This window comes from Pseudoalteromonas sp. R3, from assembly GCF_004014715.1.
GTDB lineage: Bacteria > Pseudomonadota > Gammaproteobacteria > Enterobacterales > Alteromonadaceae > Pseudoalteromonas.
Genome location: NZ_CP034834.1, coordinates 116,288 through 135,412, shown reverse-complemented (window position 1 = coordinate 135,412; position 19,125 = coordinate 116,288). Strand labels below are relative to the sequence as shown.

At 47.0% G+C, this 19,125-nt stretch carries 18 protein-coding genes; 5 read left to right on the top strand and 13 right to left on the bottom strand.

The genetic code is table 11. The features are described 5' to 3' along the window. Nucleotides 1-39 precede the first annotated feature (39 nt). The 4 genes from ELR70_RS00470 to norR all read right to left on the bottom strand — a co-directional run bounded on the left by ELR70_RS00470 (nucleotide 40) and on the right by norR (nucleotide 3,858). Nucleotides 40-876, bottom strand: a complete 837-nt coding sequence (locus tag ELR70_RS00470) for a hypothetical protein (RefSeq protein ID WP_054013312.1) — start codon at nucleotides 874-876, stop codon at nucleotides 40-42. 146 nt (nucleotides 877-1,022) lie between these two features. Next, nucleotides 1,023-1,508, bottom strand: a complete 486-nt coding sequence (bfr, locus tag ELR70_RS00465; protein ID WP_054013313.1) for a bacterioferritin — start codon at nucleotides 1,506-1,508, stop codon at nucleotides 1,023-1,025. Between the two features lie 3 nt (nucleotides 1,509-1,511). After that, the gene (gene bfr / locus ELR70_RS00460) at nucleotides 1,512-1,982 is read right to left on the bottom strand and encodes a bacterioferritin (protein ID WP_054013314.1); all 471 of its coding nucleotides are present in this window, start codon (nucleotides 1,980-1,982) and stop codon (nucleotides 1,512-1,514) included. 301 nt (nucleotides 1,983-2,283) lie between these two features. Beyond that, the gene (gene norR, locus ELR70_RS00455; protein ID WP_054013315.1) at nucleotides 2,284-3,858 is read right to left on the bottom strand and encodes a nitric oxide reductase transcriptional regulator NorR; all 1,575 of its coding nucleotides are present in this window, start codon (nucleotides 3,856-3,858) and stop codon (nucleotides 2,284-2,286) included. 178 nt (nucleotides 3,859-4,036) lie between these two features. Between norR and ELR70_RS00450 the strand changes: the two genes are divergently transcribed. The 4 genes from ELR70_RS00450 (at nucleotide 4,037) to ELR70_RS00435 (ending at nucleotide 7,313) form a co-directional block, all read left to right on the top strand. Further along, a complete protein-coding gene (locus ELR70_RS00450; protein WP_054013316.1) occupies nucleotides 4,037-4,261 on the top strand; it encodes a hypothetical protein in 225 nt (74 codons plus the stop codon). Beyond that, nucleotides 4,261-5,478, top strand: coding sequence for an NnrS family protein (locus ELR70_RS00445; RefSeq protein ID WP_054013317.1), 1,218 nt, complete (start codon nucleotides 4,261-4,263; stop codon nucleotides 5,476-5,478). Before ELR70_RS00450 ends, ELR70_RS00445 begins: the two co-directional genes overlap by 1 nt. Nucleotides 5,479-5,560: 82 nt before the next feature. Then, entirely contained in the window at nucleotides 5,561-6,739 is a 1,179-nt protein-coding gene (gene hmpA, locus ELR70_RS00440; RefSeq protein ID WP_054013318.1) for an NO-inducible flavohemoprotein, read from the top strand. 85 nt (nucleotides 6,740-6,824) lie between these two features. Further along, nucleotides 6,825-7,313, top strand: coding sequence for a low molecular weight protein-tyrosine-phosphatase (locus ELR70_RS00435; protein WP_054013319.1), 489 nt, complete (start codon nucleotides 6,825-6,827; stop codon nucleotides 7,311-7,313). 36 nt (nucleotides 7,314-7,349) lie between these two features. Here the strand turns inward: ELR70_RS00435 and ELR70_RS00430 are convergent, their stop codons facing one another. The 7 genes from ELR70_RS00430 to ELR70_RS00400 form a co-directional block, all read right to left on the bottom strand. Continuing rightward, nucleotides 7,350-9,170 carry an ATP-binding protein gene (locus ELR70_RS00430; protein ID WP_054013320.1) on the bottom strand — a complete coding sequence of 607 codons (1,821 nt, stop codon included), beginning with the start codon at nucleotides 9,168-9,170 and terminating at the stop codon, nucleotides 7,350-7,352. A gap of 427 nt (nucleotides 9,171-9,597) precedes the next feature. Further along, entirely contained in the window at nucleotides 9,598-10,914 is a 1,317-nt protein-coding gene (locus ELR70_RS00425; RefSeq protein ID WP_054013321.1) for an ATP-binding protein, read from the bottom strand. Then, entirely contained in the window at nucleotides 10,915-12,258 is a 1,344-nt protein-coding gene (locus tag ELR70_RS00420) for a sigma-54 dependent transcriptional regulator (RefSeq protein ID WP_054013322.1), read from the bottom strand. A gap of 193 nt (nucleotides 12,259-12,451) precedes the next feature. Next, nucleotides 12,452-13,657 carry an FtsX-like permease family protein gene (locus ELR70_RS00415; protein WP_054013323.1) on the bottom strand — a complete coding sequence of 402 codons (1,206 nt, stop codon included), beginning with the start codon at nucleotides 13,655-13,657 and terminating at the stop codon, nucleotides 12,452-12,454. A 12-nt stretch (nucleotides 13,658-13,669) separates the two neighbouring features. Then, nucleotides 13,670-14,983 (bottom strand): ABC transporter permease, encoded by a 1,314-nt coding sequence (locus ELR70_RS00410; RefSeq protein WP_054013324.1) that lies wholly within the window; start codon nucleotides 14,981-14,983, stop codon nucleotides 13,670-13,672. A gap of 1 nt (nucleotide 14,984) precedes the next feature. Continuing rightward, nucleotides 14,985-15,698: an ABC transporter ATP-binding protein gene (locus tag ELR70_RS00405; protein ID WP_054013325.1), complete on the bottom strand. Its 714-nt coding sequence runs from the start codon at nucleotides 15,696-15,698 to the stop codon at nucleotides 14,985-14,987. 14 nt (nucleotides 15,699-15,712) lie between these two features. Continuing rightward, the gene (locus ELR70_RS00400) at nucleotides 15,713-16,969 is read right to left on the bottom strand and encodes an HlyD family efflux transporter periplasmic adaptor subunit (RefSeq protein WP_054013326.1); all 1,257 of its coding nucleotides are present in this window, start codon (nucleotides 16,967-16,969) and stop codon (nucleotides 15,713-15,715) included. 420 nt (nucleotides 16,970-17,389) lie between these two features. Here ELR70_RS00400 and ELR70_RS00395 point away from each other — a divergent pair, with 420 nt between their 5' ends. Next, complete coding sequence (locus ELR70_RS00395) at nucleotides 17,390-17,863, top strand: phosphoglycerate mutase family protein (protein WP_054013328.1); 474 nt, start codon at nucleotides 17,390-17,392, stop codon at nucleotides 17,861-17,863. A 73-nt stretch (nucleotides 17,864-17,936) separates the two neighbouring features. Here ELR70_RS00395 and ELR70_RS00390 read toward each other — a convergent pair whose 3' ends face one another. Together ELR70_RS00390 and ELR70_RS00385 are read right to left on the bottom strand one after the other, a co-directional pair. Next, a complete protein-coding gene (locus ELR70_RS00390; protein ID WP_054013329.1) occupies nucleotides 17,937-18,308 on the bottom strand; it encodes a hypothetical protein in 372 nt (123 codons plus the stop codon). Between the two features lie 126 nt (nucleotides 18,309-18,434). Continuing rightward, on the bottom strand, nucleotides 18,435-18,803 hold the full coding sequence (locus ELR70_RS00385) for a hypothetical protein (protein WP_054013330.1): 369 nt from the start codon (nucleotides 18,801-18,803) through the stop codon (nucleotides 18,435-18,437). Nucleotides 18,804-19,125: the final 322 nt, after the last annotated feature.

Genomic DNA, 19,125 nt, shown 5'->3' with positions numbered 1-19,125 from the left:
ATCGCATCGCCAGATTATGGTGTTACCACCAGTTTAGCCTCAAGCAGCTCGGTTATTCAGCTTTTGTAGCATCTTTTTGTACATACCAGTGACAGCACTTGGACCAAGTTCTGGGTTATCTATAATCAGATGATTAAACTTAGGCGAAGAATTCAGCTCAATCAGGTAAAAACAATCGTCCTGACCCAGAATAATGTCAAAGCCAACAAACCCAATATTAGCTAATTCAAAGACTGGTTTGACAAACTCAAACAAGGTTTTGAGCAGTGCCTCATCCTGTTCCAGTGTCGCGACTTCATTCTTCTCCCAGTACCGAACATTAAACGTTTGTGCCATCCCCCTTTTATATGCCAGCAACGGTTCGCCATACCCACAAACAAGGCGATACTCAGCTTTGTTTTTAACATAAGCTTGCGCCAGCGCCAGGTAGTCATAATGTTTCGACTGAGGGTTGAATATTTCACTGTAAGCAACTCTGAGTGATGCTCTGTCCTCACACAGGTGCACATTGATGCCCAATGCCCCACTGTTGCTTTTCACTACCACTGGGTAGCCAAAGTTAGCCTCTGTGGCTTCAAGGATTTCGTCCATGCTTTGATATTCCAGATAATGCCTGTACTCCTGAGGTACATTCGGATCCAGAAAAGACAAGGTTTCCGGCATTGTTACAGCTTGACTAAAAGCCTGATAAGAGTGCATTTTGTCCCTGCATATACCGTAAATAGATTCGCAGTTAAAGGGAGTTTTGTTTAGTTCAAAATACTCAACCCCGTGATTAAAATAGACCCGTACCAGGTTTTGCTCACGATCAATACACTCGTGTCTCAGCCCTAACTGTTGGCATGCTTCAACCAAGCAGGCGACCTGTCTCTCCATTATATTTCTCCGTACCGGATATCTTGCTAATACATGATGGCGGCAAGTATCTATGCGAATCGTTGCTTTGGCAAGCCTGCTGGCACTGAGCACATACATTAAAAAAGGAGGCGATGCCTCCTTTGGATTGGTTTACTATTATCTCATCAGGTTGGATCGCCACCAGACATCTGACTCTGGATGTAATTAGGCAAGCCCACTAACTTGATAAGTCCCAAGTGCTGCTCCAGCCAGTAGATGTGATCCATTTCTGTATCATCAAGCAGCGCCTCCAGCATTTCGCGCGATACATAGTCCTGCTCTTCTTCACACACAGCGATCACTTTTTTCAGATGATCTTTGACCGTTATTTCTGCGGCCAAGTCGTTTTCGAGCATTTCCTGTACATTTCCGCCTACTTTGATGGGGGCCCTGGATGCGGTATCTGGTGTGCCTTCTAAGAACAAAATGCGTTCAGTAATACGCTTTGCATGATCCAACTCTTCCTCGTATTCATGGGCCAACTTGTGATGCAACCTCGACAGTCCCCAATCTTCGTACATTTTTGAATGAGCCAAATATTGATCCATTGACGATAGTTCTAAGGTCAGCTGTTTGTTGAGTAAATCGATTACTTTTTGAGAACCTTGCATGTCTTACTCCTCAATTTGTGATTGCAGATAGTTTTCTATGCCGCAGTTTTTGATGAGGAATTGCTGAGTTTCCAGCCAATCGACATACTCTTCCTCATATTCAAGGATATCCTCCAGCAACTCACGACTGACATAGTCTTGCTCTTTTTCACACAGCTCAATTGCACTGCGCAATACTGGCAACTGCTCCATTTCAAATGCCATATCGCAACTGAGCATTTCTTCTGTATGTTCACCAATGCGAAGCTTTTCGAGGTGTTGTAGATTAGGCAGGCCTTCCAAAAATAGGATCCGCTCAATTAAGTCATCGGCCTGCTTCATGTCTTTTATTGATTTCTTATAGGCTTTCTCGTTCAGCTCCTCAATGCCCCAGTTTTTCCACATGCGTGCATGCAGAAAGTATTGGTTAATAGACGTCAGCTCGAGTGTTAATACCTGATTTAGTGCTGCTATTACTTGCTTGCTACCCTGCATAGGGCCCCCTCAATAAGGAATAGTTAGACGCTCTATAACCCTAGAACAAAATTGCAACTTAGCAAGACCGATTAAAACTAATAAATTTCTTAATATATCCTTTTAAAATAAACAACTTATAAACTTAGTAAGAACAATTTTTATTGCGAATAACAGTCTTCATCTAAGTACTTAATTCTAACAAATCCCCGCTATCAGGCCGTACTCAGGTAAGTTACTACTCCGATAGCGTGAGCACAGCGATGACTCCAAGTCATCAGCGCCTCAGCCTGTTCCAATTTAACGAAAAAAACTTAACGGCTTAATTGAGCGTTTTCACCGTTTTGATGCCCAATCGTTTTGCAAGGCGCACCAGGTTAGCTCGGTCAACGGCTAGTTCACGCGCCGTTGCAGCCCAATTGAGGTCATTGGCTTGTAGCCTGGTTATGATCAGTTGTTTCTGAAATGACTCAGTCGCCGCCTTTAACGTTTGCTCGTCGGACAGTTGCAGAGATATTCGCTCGTTGCTGGCGCTACTTGGGCCTGATGAGCCGCTTTCCCGCTGTACACCATGCACGACATCGACCAGCACGATATCCTGATCCCAAGCTGCGTGCTTCGCTTTCAACGCAGCCCGGCTCAGCACATGTTCCAGTTCACGTACATTGCCCGGCCAGTCATGCTGATTAAGTTGATTCATAAAAGCATCAGACAAAACCAGCTGACGCACACCCAGCTTTTTGCGGAGTTGTTCAACAAAAAAGCCGGCAAGCGATACGATATCCTGCGCCCGCTCCCTTAATGGGGGAACTTGTATTGGAAACACGCTTAAGCGGTGATATAAGTCAGCACGAAAGCGCCCCGCCTCAACCTCATGGCGCAGATTTCGGTTCGTTGCCGCCACGATCCTCACATCCACATATTGCGGCTTGTCTGTACCAACCGGCTGGATTTCACCACTTTGTAACGCCCTGAGTAATTTACTTTGCATACTTAAGGGGAGCTCGCCAATTTCATCAAGAAACAAAGTGCCGCCATGGGCGACCAGAAACTTACCTTCCCGGTGCCTGTCAGCGCCGGTAAATGCGCCTTTGCGATGACCAAAAAACTCACTTTCAGCCAGATTTTCGCTCAAAGAGGCACAGTTAACCTGCACAAATGGCCCTTGAGAGCGCGACGAATGTTCATGAATACGCCGTGCAACCAGCTCCTTACCTGTGCCTGTTTCTCCCTGAATGAGTACGCTTAACTCTGAGTTAGCAACTAAATCGATGTCCTGTTTAAGTCGCTGCATAACTGCACTCTCACCCACCATAGTGTAACTCTGGTGACTGATCTCTCTGAGCATTGCCATGCCATGACGAGCCCGCTCGGCTAACGAGGACAGGGTCAGTGCCGTTGCAAAATGTGCAGCTACTAAAGACTGCAACATACCTAACATAGGCACTGCGACTTGCTCAAATGCACTCGGGGTGAGGCTGTCAAAGGTGACCATACCAAGCAAATTGTCTCCCTGATAAAGCGAAAACCCCATACAGGCGTGTACAGGCAAAGTGCCGGCTCTGGCCATCAGTAAACCATCATAGGGATCTGGCAACTGACAATCCGCTGCAAAAACCTGCGGCTGGTTAGCCGTTGCTATTGCGGCCAGTCTTGGGTGATCTTCGATTACAAATCGCCTGCCCATGGCTTCGGGCGCGAGACCTGAGCATGCCAGTGGATAAGCCATTCCTTGCTCGCACCGCAACACCGCGGTGGCATCTGCTGTAATGATACTCTGGAGCGCGAGGACAAGCGACTGACTAAAAGCTCCCAAATCCCCCTCATCCAGCCTGGGAAGTTGGTGGGTCAGTTCGGTACTGATACCGAGTAAGTGTGATAGCGTTCTCTGATCCAAGTCAAAATGACCTATATAAGTTTATAAGACCTTGACAGTGTAGGTCATTTTGACTCACACATACAATAATAAATACCTATCTATTTGTTTTTTAATTAAATTAATATTGGCACATTTTGTGCCCTTATAAGTATCTCTGTATCAGTTAGTTCGATTCACTGAGCTTATAAGGGTTATTATGAAACACTATCGCCGTGCACTTCCTTATGCCAACCAATGTCTGTTATTGAGCCTGATTGGCTTTATGTTTGCCATTATGGCCAGTTATAGCTTTGACCAGTATTTGTCTTTGTCGACACAAATTGTGGCACACATCAGCACCATTATATTCGCAACAACCCTGAAAGTGAGTTATGTCGTTCGCTGTTTTTGCCAATATAACCTTGGCCAGGAGGTACGCTGATGAACTTGCTTAACCTGGAAGAGCCCGTGCAACATTCAGCAAAATGGTATCAACCAAAACATGCGCCATTACTCATGCTGGCATTCAGACCGTTATTTTTACTTGGCAGTCTGTGGGCCTGTGCGGCGATGATCGCCTGGTTTGCCATACTGAGCGGCTATCTAAGCTGGCCAGGCACTTTCCCGGCAACACTCTGGCACGCCCATGAGATGCTGTTCGGTTTTGCCAGTGCAATCGCCATCGGCTTTTTATTTACCGCAGCCAGGAACTGGACCGGGGTCAGCACTCTAAATAGCTGGCCTTTACTTGGACTATGCGTAGTTTGGGCCTGTGCCAGAGTAGCAGGGATCTGGTCTGCACAACCTCTGTTATGGCTGATTATTTTGCAGGGCTTATTTTGGCTGATCAGTATCTGTCATTTTACCTGGGTTGTCCTGCAGGTCCACAACAGCAACAACTACTTGTTTGTGCCCGTGCTAGCACTTTTGGCGACCCTGAACATGGTGTTTATCGTAGTACTGGACCAACATGCGTATGAACTGGCAGGCCTGCTCAGCCAGATGACAGTACTCGGCTTTACACTGTTGATCAGTATACTGGGCGGTCGCGTTGTACCTTTCTTTATATCCCGCGGTCTGGGGCTGCCTCATCAACAGCGCACTCCCCGACTGGACAAGGCACTATTACTTGTCTCAGTACTTGGGATGTGCGGATTTTTTGCCCACCACTTTCTTCAACAACCCATTGTCCCCGGGTACCTTTTGATACTGGCGGGCTTACTGCATATGTTGCGTGCAAGTTTTTGGTTTCAGGCACGCCTGTTTACCGTGCCCTTGTTATGGTCTTTATACTTGGCCTACCTGTCGATGGCGACAGGCCTGATTGGTTTTGGTGCAGCCTATCTGGGTAGCAGCTGGCTGGCCAAAGACGCGCTACATTTGATCACCATAGGTGGTATGGGCATGATGATCCTGGCCATGATGGCGCGGGTAGCACTGGGTCATACTGCCCGCCCTTTAACACCTCACCCGCTCATTTCGGTCGCTTTTATCCTGTGCCTGATCAGCGCCCTGATCAGAAGCCTGTTGCCTGCGTATGTCGGCCCGCATCTGGCCTGGCAAATTAGCGCACTAATTTGGTCAACCAGCTTCGCACTGTTCGCCTTTATTTATGCACCCATACTGGTACGAAAACGTCTGGACGGGCGCCGCGGTTAGTATCTCAAATTCTCGTGCTTTTCGCGCCATCTGGCGTTATTTTTACCGCTTCTGAGTGAGGCGGCATCATTAGGAGTTTTTTATGCTTTCTCAACGAACAATCACCCTGGTTAAACAATCTCTGCCACTGCTGGCCGATGCCGGAGTCGAGGTCACTGAACACTTTTATCAGCGTATGTTCGCTCATAACCCTGAGTTACTTGATGTCTTTAATCTCAGTAATCAACGCTCAGGCAAGCAGCAGTTCGCCCTGTTCAATGCACTGGCTGCCTACGCAACCTATATCGATCAACCCGAGGTACTGAGCAGCGCGATAGCCCGGATCAATCACAAACATACCAGCCTTGGCATTGCGCCACATCACTACCCCATTGTCGGGGAACACCTGCTTGCAACCTTACGAGAGAAATTCCCTGAGCAATTCAACGCCGACATAGAACAAGCCTGGGCAGAAGCTTACGCCTTCCTGGCCGACCTGTTTATTACACAAGAAGAAGGCATCTATCGGCAGGCCGAGCAATTGCACGGTGGTTGGCGGGGTACCCGTCGTTTTTATATCAGTAAAATTGTGAAGGAATCAGAGTTGGTTAAAAGCTTTTATCTGGTCCCATGCGATGAGCAGGCTGTAATGCCCTATCAGGCAGGACAATACCTGGCTGTTTGTTGCTCTATCCCAACAGAAGACAACCGCCAGATCCGCCAGTATTCACTGTCTCATGCATCTAATAACCGCTCATATCGTATCAGTGTAAAACGAGATAATCTGGTATCAGGTTATCTGCACTCGCTGCCTGAAGGTGCTGAACTCGACATTATGCCTGTAGCAGGAGATTTCTTACTAAAACAAACTGATATACCTAAGGTACTGATCAGTGCCGGGGTCGGGATCACTCCCATGATGGCTATGCTACACACACTGGCTGAACGCAGCTTTTCTGCACAACTGCATTTCTTACATGCTTGTCGCTCACCCTCGCAACTGAGTTTTAGCGATGAACTTGCACAGGCTGCCAGCAGTCTGCCGACTCTGACAACCAGAACCTGGATTGAAGAAGGAGCCACAGGTGCGACCTCAGAAAAGTCCAGTTCGGGCCGCATGGTGTTAGCCCCGCTGAGTCCCGCCCTGCCGCTTGAAAATGGAGAGTTCTACTTGTGCGGGCCCACGCCTTTTATGGCAAACATCAAGCAGCAGTTACTTACTCTGGGAGTGGATGAGTCACGTATTTTGTATGAAGTATTCGGCCCTCATGAGAGTCTGTAATACCGACTTAAAAATCTGATACTATGGAATCACTTGGGGTTGTCATTATCTGACAACCCTGACTTTTAGCAAAAGGATCCCTTCTATGAGTAACTCTTTATACTTCAGTACACCAGTCAAGGTGTTAGTAGTTTGCATGGGCAATATTTGCCGCTCTCCTACCATGGAGGCTGTATTAAGGCAGACAGCAGCCCAGCAAGGTCTGAACCTGGAGGTCGATTCAGCAGGTACCATAGCCTACCATCAGGGCAACCCACCCGACAAACGCAGCGCAGCAGCGGCCAATAAGCGTGGTTATGATCTGTCATCTATCAGAGCCAGACCTGTTAAGCCACAGGACTTCGAACATTTTGATTTGATCTTGTGCGCTGATGAGCAAAACCTGGTCGACCTTCAATCCAGATGTCCCGAGCACTACCTGCATAAACTGGCACTGTTTTTACGATACGCCGAACAAGAACATCACGAAGTACCCGATCCGTATTACGGCGGCGCAGACGGGTTTGAGCTGGTGTTAGATCTGGTTGAGCAGGCCAGTATTGCAATCGCCAATAAAATAGCCAGCCGGGAGTAAGCTGTGCGCAGTGTGCAAAGCCTTCAGTCAATATATTCAGGCACAATTAGAGAGAATCGTGTCTGTCAGTGCCGATTGCGATATCGGCTTTGCGACCACTCCGTCAAAGCCTAATCTGGCATAGTGCGAGATATCGCTCTCAAACACATTCGCTGTCACCGCAATCACTGGCACAACGGGCCATTGCGACCTTATCTCCTGAAATGCCTCAACGCCACCCATAACTGGCATTTGAATATCCATCAATACCAATTGAATATCTGCTGACATTTTATCTATCGCTTCCTGACCGTTTACCGCCAATGCCGTTTTTGCTCCCTGACTAACCAACATTTTCTGAAGGATTATTTGGTTTACAGCGTTGTCTTCTACAATCAGAATGGATAAGCCTTGCAACAAAGCGGCATCGTCTGCTTTTTGTGGCTCTGACTCACCCTCTTCGTCAGCCTCCTTCGTGGTTTTTTCAGGCAATGCCAAAGGCAAGGACAGCTCGACACTGGTGCCACTTCCAGGTTGACTGGTGATATTAATTGTTCCGCGCATTGCATCTAGCAGCGATTTGACGATCGCAAGACCCAGTCCAACGCCACTGTAAAGCCGTGTTGCAGAGGCATCTCCCTGCTCAAAGTGTTTAAATAACTTACTAAGTACCTCTTCTTTAATACCCGACCCTGTGTCACTGATTACAATGTCTAACCACGGTGAATCTGACGTAGCAGTAAAAGAAAGCGAAATGCGCCCCTGCTGTGTAAATTTAACAGCATTACTGAGTAGATTGACCAGCACCTGCTTAAGGCGTAATTCGTCGCCCAGTCTCCGTGGGCTTTCCACGTTGAATGTACAATTAAACCTGAGCTTTTTCTGCTCGCACTCATGGCTAAAAATATGTTCAATGGTTTTACTTACTCTGCGCAAGTCAAACTCGCGCTTCTCAAGTTGCAACTTCCCCTTTTCCATCTGTGTAAAATCAAGAATATCGTTCACCAGGGCCGACAGCATCTCGCTACACATACTTGCCGTATCGAGAAGCGATGTACCTTCGTTTGATTGTGGCTCTTTTCGTAGTAGTTGCAGTGCACCATACAAACCATTTATAGGCGTTCTGAGTTCATGGGACATATTCGCAAGTAACTGAGATTTTGCCTTGCTGGCCTGCTCTAAATCCTTAGACGTGGTATTCAGCTTGGCGATGGAGTCATTGAGTGTTGTTAGTAATTCCTCTATATACTTATCGGCCTGCTTGTTATGACGGAACAAATACGCGATAAAAGCAAAAAATAACACAGACAGCCCAAGTAAAGATAAGATCAACACGTTGGTTTTTAGCTGGTTTTGCTGAACCATTTTGGTCTCGCTAAGTGCTCGGGTGTTATCGAGCGCTTTAAAAACCGTGGCCTGATACTGAGCTTTGAGTGCAAAATATGTCTCATCAAGCAAACTACTGCGGGCCTGCGCTAACTTTCCTGCACGCGCAAGCGCAAACGCCTTTGATTCAATTTCAATCAGCTTGGTGTTGACCTGGGCGGTCGCAGCAATTGCATCCGCTATGACAGGATCCAAAGCTTCAGCCTCAAGCAGCGTCTGATCCAATGTGTTAGCAATATTGATATAACGCCTGGACCACCTGTCTTCTTGAGTGAAGGTAAACATACGCGCTGACATAGTCAGCACTTCATCGTAGTAAATAATATCGCTGGTGATCTTTTTGATCGACTGAATATGCGTATTCAGCTCATTGCGTTCATTTAAGCTGGAAATAACAAACGGCATCAAAGCAGCCAGTGCTATGAAAACAATGACTAACAGTAACAGTAACTTAACTCTGAGTTGCTTTACCTGCCGCAGTGGATCGACCATAATCAAGTCTTGAAATTGTGAATACTATAATATCTTGAGTATGTGCATTTTTTTACCTAGTTCAAGCCAGCCCGACGGATCCCTGCAAACTGTAGCGTGACAATGATGATGCACTAAGGACTATATGAGAATTATCCGCACCACAGTGTGCACTGTACTGTTGATCCTGCCGCTTTTGAGTGGGTGCTTATTTGCTCCTCAGGAGATACAGTATTACGACTCTAAGTGCAAAACTATAATGAAAAAGAAGACGCTCAGCAGCGCACAAATGCAGACCGTCAGCCAGTGTCGGGGAGAGGCTTGTGCTGTGATATTAGCTGGTGCCGGCTTGGTCAGTGCAGCCAGCCTGGTCGTATCCGGCACGATTGTAATTGCCTCAAACACCGTCTCCTGGTTGGAAAGGACTCAAGGTTGCCCTGCTTCTCAGTTAGACAGTCGTGAGCGGCAACCGAACCTCAACACATAGCCCCCCTTGTGGGCGATTTTTCAAATGAATATCACCATGATGTGCTTCAACGATTTCACGGCACAGCGCAAGGCCAAGCCCGGTGCCACTAGATTTAGTGGAGTAAAAAGGGATCAGAGCATTCGCCATAATATGCTCGCTCATCCCCTGCCCTGCATCGAGTACACTTAGCAAAACGTGTTTCGTCTGAAAAGTGACTTCAACTTTTATTGCGCTCAGCTCACTACCCGATTCATGCGCATTTTTAAGTAAATTAATCAGCAGTTGCTCTAGTTGAGGAGCATCTGCGAGGAGTTGTCTAGGCGCCGTCAAAACACCTGATTGGGAATAATTAAATTGCCATTGTGTTTGCAGTTGTGTCAGAAGCTCGGACAACACGACAGGCTGTAACCTCGGCGCGGGAAGCTTGGCAAATTTACCATATCCCTGAACAAACTCAGTCAAATGACGGATCCGTTCATCTATGGTCGAAAATACCCGCTCCAGTCTTGCATCCTCGAGTTTATTTGCCAGAATCTTGCCGCTGTGCAGCATAGAAGAAATCGGTCCCAGAGAGTTGTTTAGCTCGTGGCTGATGATGCGAATAACTTTTTTCCATACCGCCACTTCCTGACGGTTCAGCTCTCGGGTCAGTTGTTTAAAAATATACAGACGGTGAAACTGGTTATTGAGTAAAAGTTCCCCATTAGACAAATGCCAGGTCTGCTTATCTTCCCCCTCACCCGGGAGTTCAAACAGTCCATCCATTTCACCTGACAGTGCATTATACAAAGCCGGACTGGCTTGTTGCGCCAGGCTGTCGAGCTTCATGCCTTCCAGATTGTGCTCGCAGTTTAACAGTGTTTTTGCACTGTGATTGGAAAACACTACTATACCCTTATCATCTGTCAGCAGCAGTGCCTGAGGCGCACTATGCAAAACCTTATCCAGCATTAATTCTCGCTGGTAAATCCACTGTTTCTCGTCTCTGAGTTGTTGTGCCGCTTCATTGTACAAACGACACAGCCTGCCTAACTCATCCTCTTTCTGATAAGCAAGCAAAGTTGAAAAGTCGCTGTCTTTGAAGTTGAGCAAACCACTCTCAAGCGCCTGCAGCCCGGCAAATAATTTTCGCGTCAGAATACGCAGTACAACCATGCCAACACACATTGCAGACAAAGCTGTCGCTAACCAAACTTGCCACTCAACAAGGAAAAACACGGGCACACTGGCGGTTGCCACAGCAATGAACAGCGCTATATAAAGCTTGTGAGCCATCGATAATCCGAGATTTTTCATTTAGTAATCAATGCCATACTTTTGCAACCTGCGATAAAGCGCCTGCCGGCTCATACCAAAATGCCGGGCAACTTTTGCTATTACTCCCTGAAATTGCCGCATTGCTGCTTCCAGCTCAGCTTTATCCGGCTCTTGCCTGTCCTGAGCAGGAGCTGGTTTTACTCCAGGTTGTATACCCGGTTGAAGACCAAAATCCTCTGCTTCAATCGTGCCACAAGGATTCAGCACCGCGGCACGCTTACAGGCATTTTCTAATTCACGGACATTCCCGGGCCAGTCATAGCCAAGCAGCGCATTTTCTGCATTCAAGGTCAGTTCTCTGGCAGGCAGAAAGTGAGATATCAGGGGGAGAATATCATCACTACGCGCTTTAAGCGGCGGTAAAGTAAGCTCAATCACGTTAAGCCGGTAATATAAATCCTGGCGAAAGCGACCGCAGCGAATGTCCTCCAGTAAATCTGCATTCGTGGCAGAAATAACGCGCACATTTACTCGTTTTGTTTCGACCGAACCAAGGCGTTCAAATTCTCCGGTTTGCAGCACTCTCAATAGTTTCATTTGTCCGGACAAAGGCAGATTTCCTATCTCATCGAGAAACAAGGTGCCGCCATCGGCAGCTTCAAAGCGTCCAATGCGCTGTTTGTTTGCACCAGTATAAGCACCTGCTTGCGCACCAAATAGTTCTGCTTCAATGAGCTCCTGTGGCAGTGCCCCCGCATTGACCTTTATAAAAGGTGCATCTCTGAGCGGGGAGTTTGCCTGTATAATCTCGGCAATTTTTTCTTTGCCACTGCCATTGTCTCCGGTTATTAGTACGGCAACATCTGACCGAGCAACCTGCACTGCCATATCCACGACCCGTTGCATCGCGCCGCTGCGATAAACCAGACCACGCAGATCAGCTCCCGCGTTTAATGCTTCACGCTGTTGGGCAATGCGCTCATGTTGTTCATTTTGTTGTTTTGCTTGCCCCAGCGCAATCAGGTTGGCAACAGAGGTTAACAACTTCTGATCGTCCCAGGGTTTAGCCAGATAGTCTGCCGCCCCCGCTTTGACCAACTCAATGGCCATTTCCAGCTCGGTCCAGGCGGTGATTAGGATCACCGGTAAGTGAGGATTAATGGTTCGTAATTCCCGGAACAAAGCTTTACCTTCCTCGCCTGAGGTCGTATCAGCAGTAAAGTTCATATCCTGGATCACCAGTGAAATGCGTTGATAACGCACGATCTGCAGCGCTTCAAAGGGAGTTAAAGCCGTTTCAACCTGATAGTCATGGAGCTCAAGCAGCAGTGAAAGTGCATCCAGCACAGCCTGATTATCATCGACAACGAGTATCTTATTCATCATTATTATGCTCGTGTTATATGTGTGGGCCTGTCATACCCATTACTTCGATCCTGTACCCTTGAGTGTAACATGTTTCCCTTAATTATCAGCAGGTAGTCGCAATGCGAATCGTACGGAACCGACCATAAAAGAGGCCCCGGCAACTTGGTAGCATTCACCGGGACCTTGGTTGGTCAAATGATGGCCTGATTTACACGCTGCGTGTCGCAATACTGGGCGATATATTGGCCGCTCGTAGCGCAGGCATCAGTACCGAGAGTAAACTCATTAACAACAGTAATCCGGCAGTCGTCGCAATGAAGTGATAACTCAGTGCAGGCACGGAATACCAATTCATCAGTTTTTGTCCGAGCAAAACCGCTGCTGCGCCGCCCAGTACCAATCCAACGCTGCATATGAGTGCATTTTCGACCACAAAATAGCGCACAATGGCAGACTTTCTGGCACCCAGAGCCCGACGCGTACCTATTTGCTTAGTACGTTTACTGATATTAAAGGTGGATAATCCGAATACCCCTAATGCAGTCACAATAACCAGCACCACAATCAGGGTCATCAGCATGCGCATCATCAGCACGTCTTTGGCATCGTATCTGGCTTTTTTCTTATCTAACCCCGTCACATCACTAATTACCCGCTCACGGTGGCTGGCAAGCATAAGCTCTTCAATCTGACGCATCACCTGTGCCCTGTCTTGCGGCGCTGTGCGGACCAAAAACTTCTGGAAATTGCCGACTCTGATCATGGGGATCATCGCCGTTTTTGTGCCAAAGCTACTTTTTGGCCATTGATTTGCCATTGTATCCACAATACCGACTATCGTCAGTGGGTCGGCGCCCCAATAGAGCGTCTCTCCCAACCCCTTGCCTTGACCAAACAACTCATCAGATAACGAGCGACTGACAATAATAACGGACGGGCGAGCATCACTTTCGTCAATCACAACAACATCCGCTTCTGTAAAATCGCGCCCTTCAGACACTTTGACACCTAACGTGTTTAGCAAATGTTCGTCACCGGTAACATAGCCCATGTTGACTCTTTTACTTTCTTGCGGTTCAGGTTTGAGCTGCATGCCACCTGAGCTGCCGCTACCAGATAGCACAACGGAGCTCACTGCCGTCGCATCTATGACACCATTGAGGTCGCGCAGTGTTTGCTCATCCAGCTCAACTTGCTGAAGTAAATCAAGGTTTTTATCAAAGTTCAGCGCATTAAATTTAAAGATCTCAGCTTCCGGGTAACCTGTGTCTTTATTCAAATAAGTTAACCTGTCCTGGATAATAGAAACGGCATTGCTAACAATGGCCAGGGTAATAGCGAGCTGAAGGATCAGCAATACAGCACCTAATTTTGAACGCATCAGCGCGTTAATAGTTGGTTTTAATTCAAACATATAGCGTTCCTTCTATTGCACTTTCAAGTGTGTGGCAGGAGTAGTTCGACAAACGAGCCATGCAGGATAAAGCCCTGCCAAAATACAGGCAGAAATTGCAAGTGCTGGGGCACTCAATAGCATCATCCAATCCATATTGGCTAACCCGGCGTAGTAATTGTAAGTCTGACGCACCCCAAGCAGGCCAAGTTGTGCAAACAACACACCCAAACTGCCCCCTAACAAACCCAGTACACCAACCTCGACCAGGTGCTGATAGAATACCTGTCGTTTGCTGGCCCCCAGCGCTCTTCTGACACCCACATCAGGTGCTCGGCGCATAAACTTGGCAAGTAGTAGCCCAAGAATATTGGCGACACACACTGCCAGGAACATAAAGCTCAAGCCAACCAGAATTTTATTGTCTTCACTGATAACATCGTTGTAATTCATCCAGGCGTTGACATCTTGTAGCGAGTACTGAAGTGTTTCTCGGTTAAAACGACCCAGTTTTTGTTGTTGTTGCATGTAGGCCATTAGCATATCGCCATAGGCTTGACGCTGTTGCGGCGTGTCGAGCTGCACCCAGAATTGAACCCAAAGCATTTCCGAATTCATTTTATCGTTAAAGTCTCTGGTTTCCTCAAACTTCCAACCATTGGTGTTGCCCCAGGTGTCGACATCATAGGCTTTAACATGGCTAAACGGTGCAAACATTCTCTCGGCCTTGCCAAAGCTACCATTGTTCAAATCATAGAATTTTATTGTGGGGCGCCACTTTTGTGTAACACCTACTACCTCATGACGACGCTCACCAAGGAACACCGACTCCCCCACTACATCGGTCTTACCAAAGAGTTGTTTAGCCATTTCCTCATCGATCACCACAACGGGGGCAGCATCACGTTCTTGCTCTTCAGTCCAGACATTGCCATGTAAAAAGGTCAAATCAAACATGGTAAAAAAGTCACGTCCGGTCACCCGAGTATTCTCTATAAAAGGCTTACTGGATGCTGTGTTAAGATGAACAGAAAAGCCAGAACGCAACATAGGTGCACTAAGATAATCCCCAGGAAAGGCATCAAGATTGATGGCATCAGTGTAGGTCAGCTGATATGGGATATCATCTGGTGTTAGCCAGGTTTCTCCGTCATCCATCGTTTGTAGTTGTAACGAAAACAAACGCTCACTCTTATGGGGGATGGGGTCCATAGACATCATGTGATAGACAGACAAAGTTGTCATAGTCACCCCAATACCGATGGCAATGGCCAAGATCATCAAAAAAGTCACCAAGGGTGTCTGGCGCAGGCTGCGCCAAGCTAAGTCAATATAATGTATAAACATATTAGCCTCCTGCTGCTAACGGCGTTTCAGTCGAGCGGCCCTGATACAAGGTAAAATCGGTAACCCTGCCGTCAACAATCTGAATGTTACGCGGAGCACGACGTGCCAACTCAGGATCATGGGTTACCATCACAATGGTTGCGCCTTCACGGTTTATCTGCTCCAGCAACTCCATCACCTGACGTGCCATCAGACTATCCAGGTTACCAGTCGGCTCATCCGCCAGTAAAAAGCGCGGACGCCCGGCAAGCGCTCTGGCAATAGCAACGCGCTGTTGCTGACCCCCTGACAGTTGCTGAGGTAAGTGCTTTGCCCGTCCAGCCAGACCGACCAGTTCAAGGCATTCTTCAACCCGACGTTTGCGCTCTGCCGACTTAATACCCCGGTAACGTAGCGGAACTTCTACATTCTCATACAAGTTCAAATCCGGAATAAGGTTAAACCCCTGAAAAATAAAACCTATTTTCTGGTTTCTCAGGTCGGCTCTGGCATTGTCGTTGAGCTTGCCGATATCTACACCATCCAGGCAATATTGTCCGCCGCTAAAGGGCTCCAGCATACCCGCAATATTCAAAAAGGTGGTTTTACCTGAGCCGGAAGGGCCAGTTACAGCCACGAACTCTCCTTCGGCCACATGAAGGTTAAAATCCCGCAGTGCGTGAGTCTGTACCATTTCAGTCTGATAGACTTTACTGATTGCTTTCATATCTAGCATTGTAGTTATCCTTTTTATCTCAGTTGCACTAGGGGTGCATTTTCAAATTGTTCATAATTAGACACGATGATCTGATCACCAGGAGACAAACCATCCAAAATTTCGACTTCGTTGACACTGGATGCACCCGTACGAATATCCATCCGAGTCGCAACTTCACCTTGTATTCGATAAACCACTGAACCACCGGCGTTCATAAATGAACCGCGTCGAACCTTTAATACGTTCTCTTTTTGATCCAATAAGATGCGGGCAGATAAGCGTTGATTTTGTCGAATGCCATCAATATCACTGTGTTCAAAACGTACCCTCGCAGTGACCTCCCGATTGCTGACCTCAGGAGAAATCGCAGAGAGCTTACCATAAAGTTCACCGGCCCCGACCTTAAGCACAACTTGCATACCCAGACCAAGTTCGTTGGCGTAACTTTCAGGTACCTGCAACTGTGCTTCATACGCCGATAAATCCACCAGTGTCATCAATGCCTGTTGAGCAACCACAGCAGCCTTAGTTTGCACCATCAGATTACCAACCAGTCCACTCACAGGTGCATTGATCTCTAGTGCATTTACCTTGCGTTGCAGCTCATCGACAACCAACTGCTGTCGCTCAACCAGATTTCTCGCAGCAGCCAGTTCAAATGCCAAGGTGTCTTTACCCAGTGCAACTTCTTGCTGGGCATGGCGGTAGTTCAGTTTGGCCCGGGCTAAGTCATCTACCGCTTCCTCAAGGTCTATCTGACTGATCAGGTTTTTCTTAATGGAAAGTTGTGCCCGGCGGTTTTCTCGCTCAGCGGCATCTAATGTCACCTTGGCCAGCTCCAGGCTGCGGTTAAGTGTCAGAGTTTCGCGTCTTACTTCAAGCTGCTCTCGAGCAAGCCCATCTTGCAAACGAGCAAGTTCAGCCTGTTGCTGCTTCAGCTCATTGGTCAGTGCGGGACTAACAACTCTCGCAATCACGTCACCTGCTGCAACCGTGTCCCCAGCTTTAACCAACAGGTCAACAAACCCCGCTTCCGGGCTGTATACTTGAGGCGCATTTGCCGCAACTATCCGACCACTGGCAAGAATATCGCGAACAAAATCGCCTCGAGATACGGTCGCAAACTGCAGTGTATCGCGCTCAAAAGAGCGACCGGTGTTGTCGGACACAGAGATCGCTTGGGCTGTGAGCGCCAGTGTGCCGCATATGGCTATCACACCTACCGCCTTTTTCCAGCTCAATGTCCGAGACTTAACGACTGAATCCTGCTTACTGGTGTCTTTAATCATGAGTACTCCTATCTATTGGATTCCATCTCATTTATCACTTCATACTGTTTAATCACCACCCCAGCCAACAGCATCAGACAGGGTGATATGATAAAGCCGCAAAACATCAACATGTTGAAGTGTCCTGTTATCTGTTTGACAGAATGAATACCAGACTCATGCCAACTTTTAACTAACTGTTTTATATGAATTTTATTTTTTATGAATTGATCCAAAAGTGTCCGCGGACAGAAAAAGTGTCCGCTCACCTTGTCACAGCGGACAGGTTGTACGCGAATAAATCAGGCTTTTTGGCTTATATTGATGGAGGCTGTTTTTGCGAGATAAATGGTTTCGGGAGACATCCGCTATAGAGGCACCTTGAATTCTGAGCCAGCTTTAGACACACTGCCTTTTTAAATCATAATGATAATAACCAATATGAAATCAACTATCCTGATGTTACTGGCCCTGGTCTCTCTATCCTCCAATGCGTTACCTGAACGCATTGTACTGCTTCGTCATGCAGAAAAAATGATTGGACCGGATCCTGAACTTACCGATCAAGGGCATAGCCGAGCGCAGCGACTCGCCACTTTGCTTACTCCATACAAACCTACGGCTTTATTTTCAACAAACTATAATCGTACTAAGCAAACCCTGGCACCACTGAGTAAAGCAACCTCAGTGCCGGTAGAAATGTATGACCCACGTAATCTGGCTCGTTTTGCCCAGCAGCTAAGAAGCTATACAGGTACCCTAGTTGTTGCAGGCCACAGCAATACCACGCCTGAGCTGGTGAAGCACCTAAGCGGACAGGCTGTCAGCATTAGTGAGAAGGAGTTTCATAAGGTGTTTATCGTTAGCTGGCTAAATGATGGCAAGGCGTCAGTGCAAGAGCTGAATTCAAACTAAAGCGCCCAGCCACATAAGAAAAGTAAGAAATTAAAACAGCAGGCCTGCCTGATGGCAGGCCTAAAGTCGAAAGTTAATGACCCGTTTCGTAGTCTGCCTGAGCAGTATTCGTTCTTTCCCAGGTGCCGTCTTTGTAGAGTATTAACGCTGACGCTGTATTGTTTGGTGAATACGCACGGATTGTCACACCACAACTTGTACCACCGCTACAGTTGGCAATACCGCTCCAACGCACTTCCTCAACTTGCTTGGTGATATTCTTAATATAGAATCGCCCACTTGTTGAGTTACCAAACGAGAAGTCAATTGCACTACAATTGGCAGTGCCATTACCCCAGCTATGACCGCCACTTTTAGGGTAGATATCGCAAACCATTTGCGCAGAAAATGCAGAGCCAGTGAATAATGTACCTGCTACAAGAGCCAATGTTTTTAGTGTTTTCATCGTTATAATCCTTATCACTCTTTTCAGAGAAACTTTTAAAAAGAAGGCAGCATATTCGTATCAGTGAGGTTAAATATGCTGGTTTTTAGTTCGTAGTTTTCAACAGGCCTATCTGTGAGCTGCTCGCTAATGACCAGTTTCGTATTCAGCATTGGCAGTGTTCGTTCTTTCCCACGTACCGTCTTTATACAAGATAAGCGCCGATGCAGAATTTGTTGTGTAAGCTCTGATCGTGACACTGCAGCTGGTCCCGCCTGAGCAATTCGCACCACTCCAGTGCACTTCCTGGATAGGTTTGCTGATATTTTTCAGGTAAAAACGTCCACTGGTAGAGCGACCAAATGAGAAGTCGAAACCCATACAGTTGGCTGTACCGTTCCCCCAACTAGAACCGTTACTTTTGGGGTATACATCACATACCATCTCTGCAGAAAATGCAGAACCTGCGAAAAAAGTGCCCGCGACTAGAGCAAGTGCTTTTACTGTAGTTTTCATCGTTATTATCCTTATACATACATAAAATGTAAAAAAACCAACATTCAAATGATGCCACAAATGCAACATCTGTTACTTAAACTACCCAGCAAAAAACAACAATGTCAACACAAACCAACCGAAAAAACACAAATAAAAAACCAAATATTCACAAATAATTTATTTACGCAGGGATATTATTCACATTTAATACACTGAAAACAAAACAAAAAATATGCGACCAACGACACATAACCCGCTGGTGATTATTTATCTTTCCATTTCGATAACTTTGCGCCTTACTCCTCCATAAGTGCTAAAAAAGGAACATATAAGGCCGAGA

Bases quoted from the DNA above. Each gene is read 5' to 3' on its own strand.
- ELR70_RS00470 (WP_054013312.1), bottom strand. From the start codon at position 876: ATGGAGAGACAGGTCGCCTGCTTGGTTGAAGCATGCCAACAGTTAGGG.
- bfr (WP_054013313.1), bottom strand. From the start codon at position 1,508: ATGCAAGGTTCTCAAAAAGTAATCGATTTACTCAACAAACAGCTGACC.
- bfr (WP_054013314.1), bottom strand. From the start codon at position 1,982: ATGCAGGGTAGCAAGCAAGTAATAGCAGCACTAAATCAGGTATTAACA.
- ELR70_RS00450 (WP_054013316.1), top strand. From the start codon at position 4,037: ATGAAACACTATCGCCGTGCACTTCCTTATGCCAACCAATGTCTGTTA.
- ELR70_RS00445 (WP_054013317.1), top strand. From the start codon at position 4,261: ATGAACTTGCTTAACCTGGAAGAGCCCGTGCAACATTCAGCAAAATGG.
- hmpA (WP_054013318.1), top strand. From the start codon at position 5,561: ATGCTTTCTCAACGAACAATCACCCTGGTTAAACAATCTCTGCCACTG.
- ELR70_RS00435 (WP_054013319.1), top strand. From the start codon at position 6,825: ATGAGTAACTCTTTATACTTCAGTACACCAGTCAAGGTGTTAGTAGTT.
- ELR70_RS00430 (WP_054013320.1), bottom strand. From the start codon at position 9,170: ATGGTCGATCCACTGCGGCAGGTAAAGCAACTCAGAGTTAAGTTACTG.
- ELR70_RS00425 (WP_054013321.1), bottom strand. From the start codon at position 10,914: ATGAAAAATCTCGGATTATCGATGGCTCACAAGCTTTATATAGCGCTG.
- ELR70_RS00420 (WP_054013322.1), bottom strand. From the start codon at position 12,258: ATGAATAAGATACTCGTTGTCGATGATAATCAGGCTGTGCTGGATGCA.
- ELR70_RS00415 (WP_054013323.1), bottom strand. From the start codon at position 13,657: ATGTTTGAATTAAAACCAACTATTAACGCGCTGATGCGTTCAAAATTA.
- ELR70_RS00410 (WP_054013324.1), bottom strand. From the start codon at position 14,983: ATGTTTATACATTATATTGACTTAGCTTGGCGCAGCCTGCGCCAGACA.
- ELR70_RS00405 (WP_054013325.1), bottom strand. From the start codon at position 15,698: ATGCTAGATATGAAAGCAATCAGTAAAGTCTATCAGACTGAAATGGTA.
- ELR70_RS00400 (WP_054013326.1), bottom strand. From the start codon at position 16,969: ATGATTAAAGACACCAGTAAGCAGGATTCAGTCGTTAAGTCTCGGACA.
- ELR70_RS00395 (WP_054013328.1), top strand. From the start codon at position 17,390: ATGAAATCAACTATCCTGATGTTACTGGCCCTGGTCTCTCTATCCTCC.
- ELR70_RS00390 (WP_054013329.1), bottom strand. From the start codon at position 18,308: ATGAAAACACTAAAAACATTGGCTCTTGTAGCAGGTACATTATTCACT.
- ELR70_RS00385 (WP_054013330.1), bottom strand. From the start codon at position 18,803: ATGAAAACTACAGTAAAAGCACTTGCTCTAGTCGCGGGCACTTTTTTC.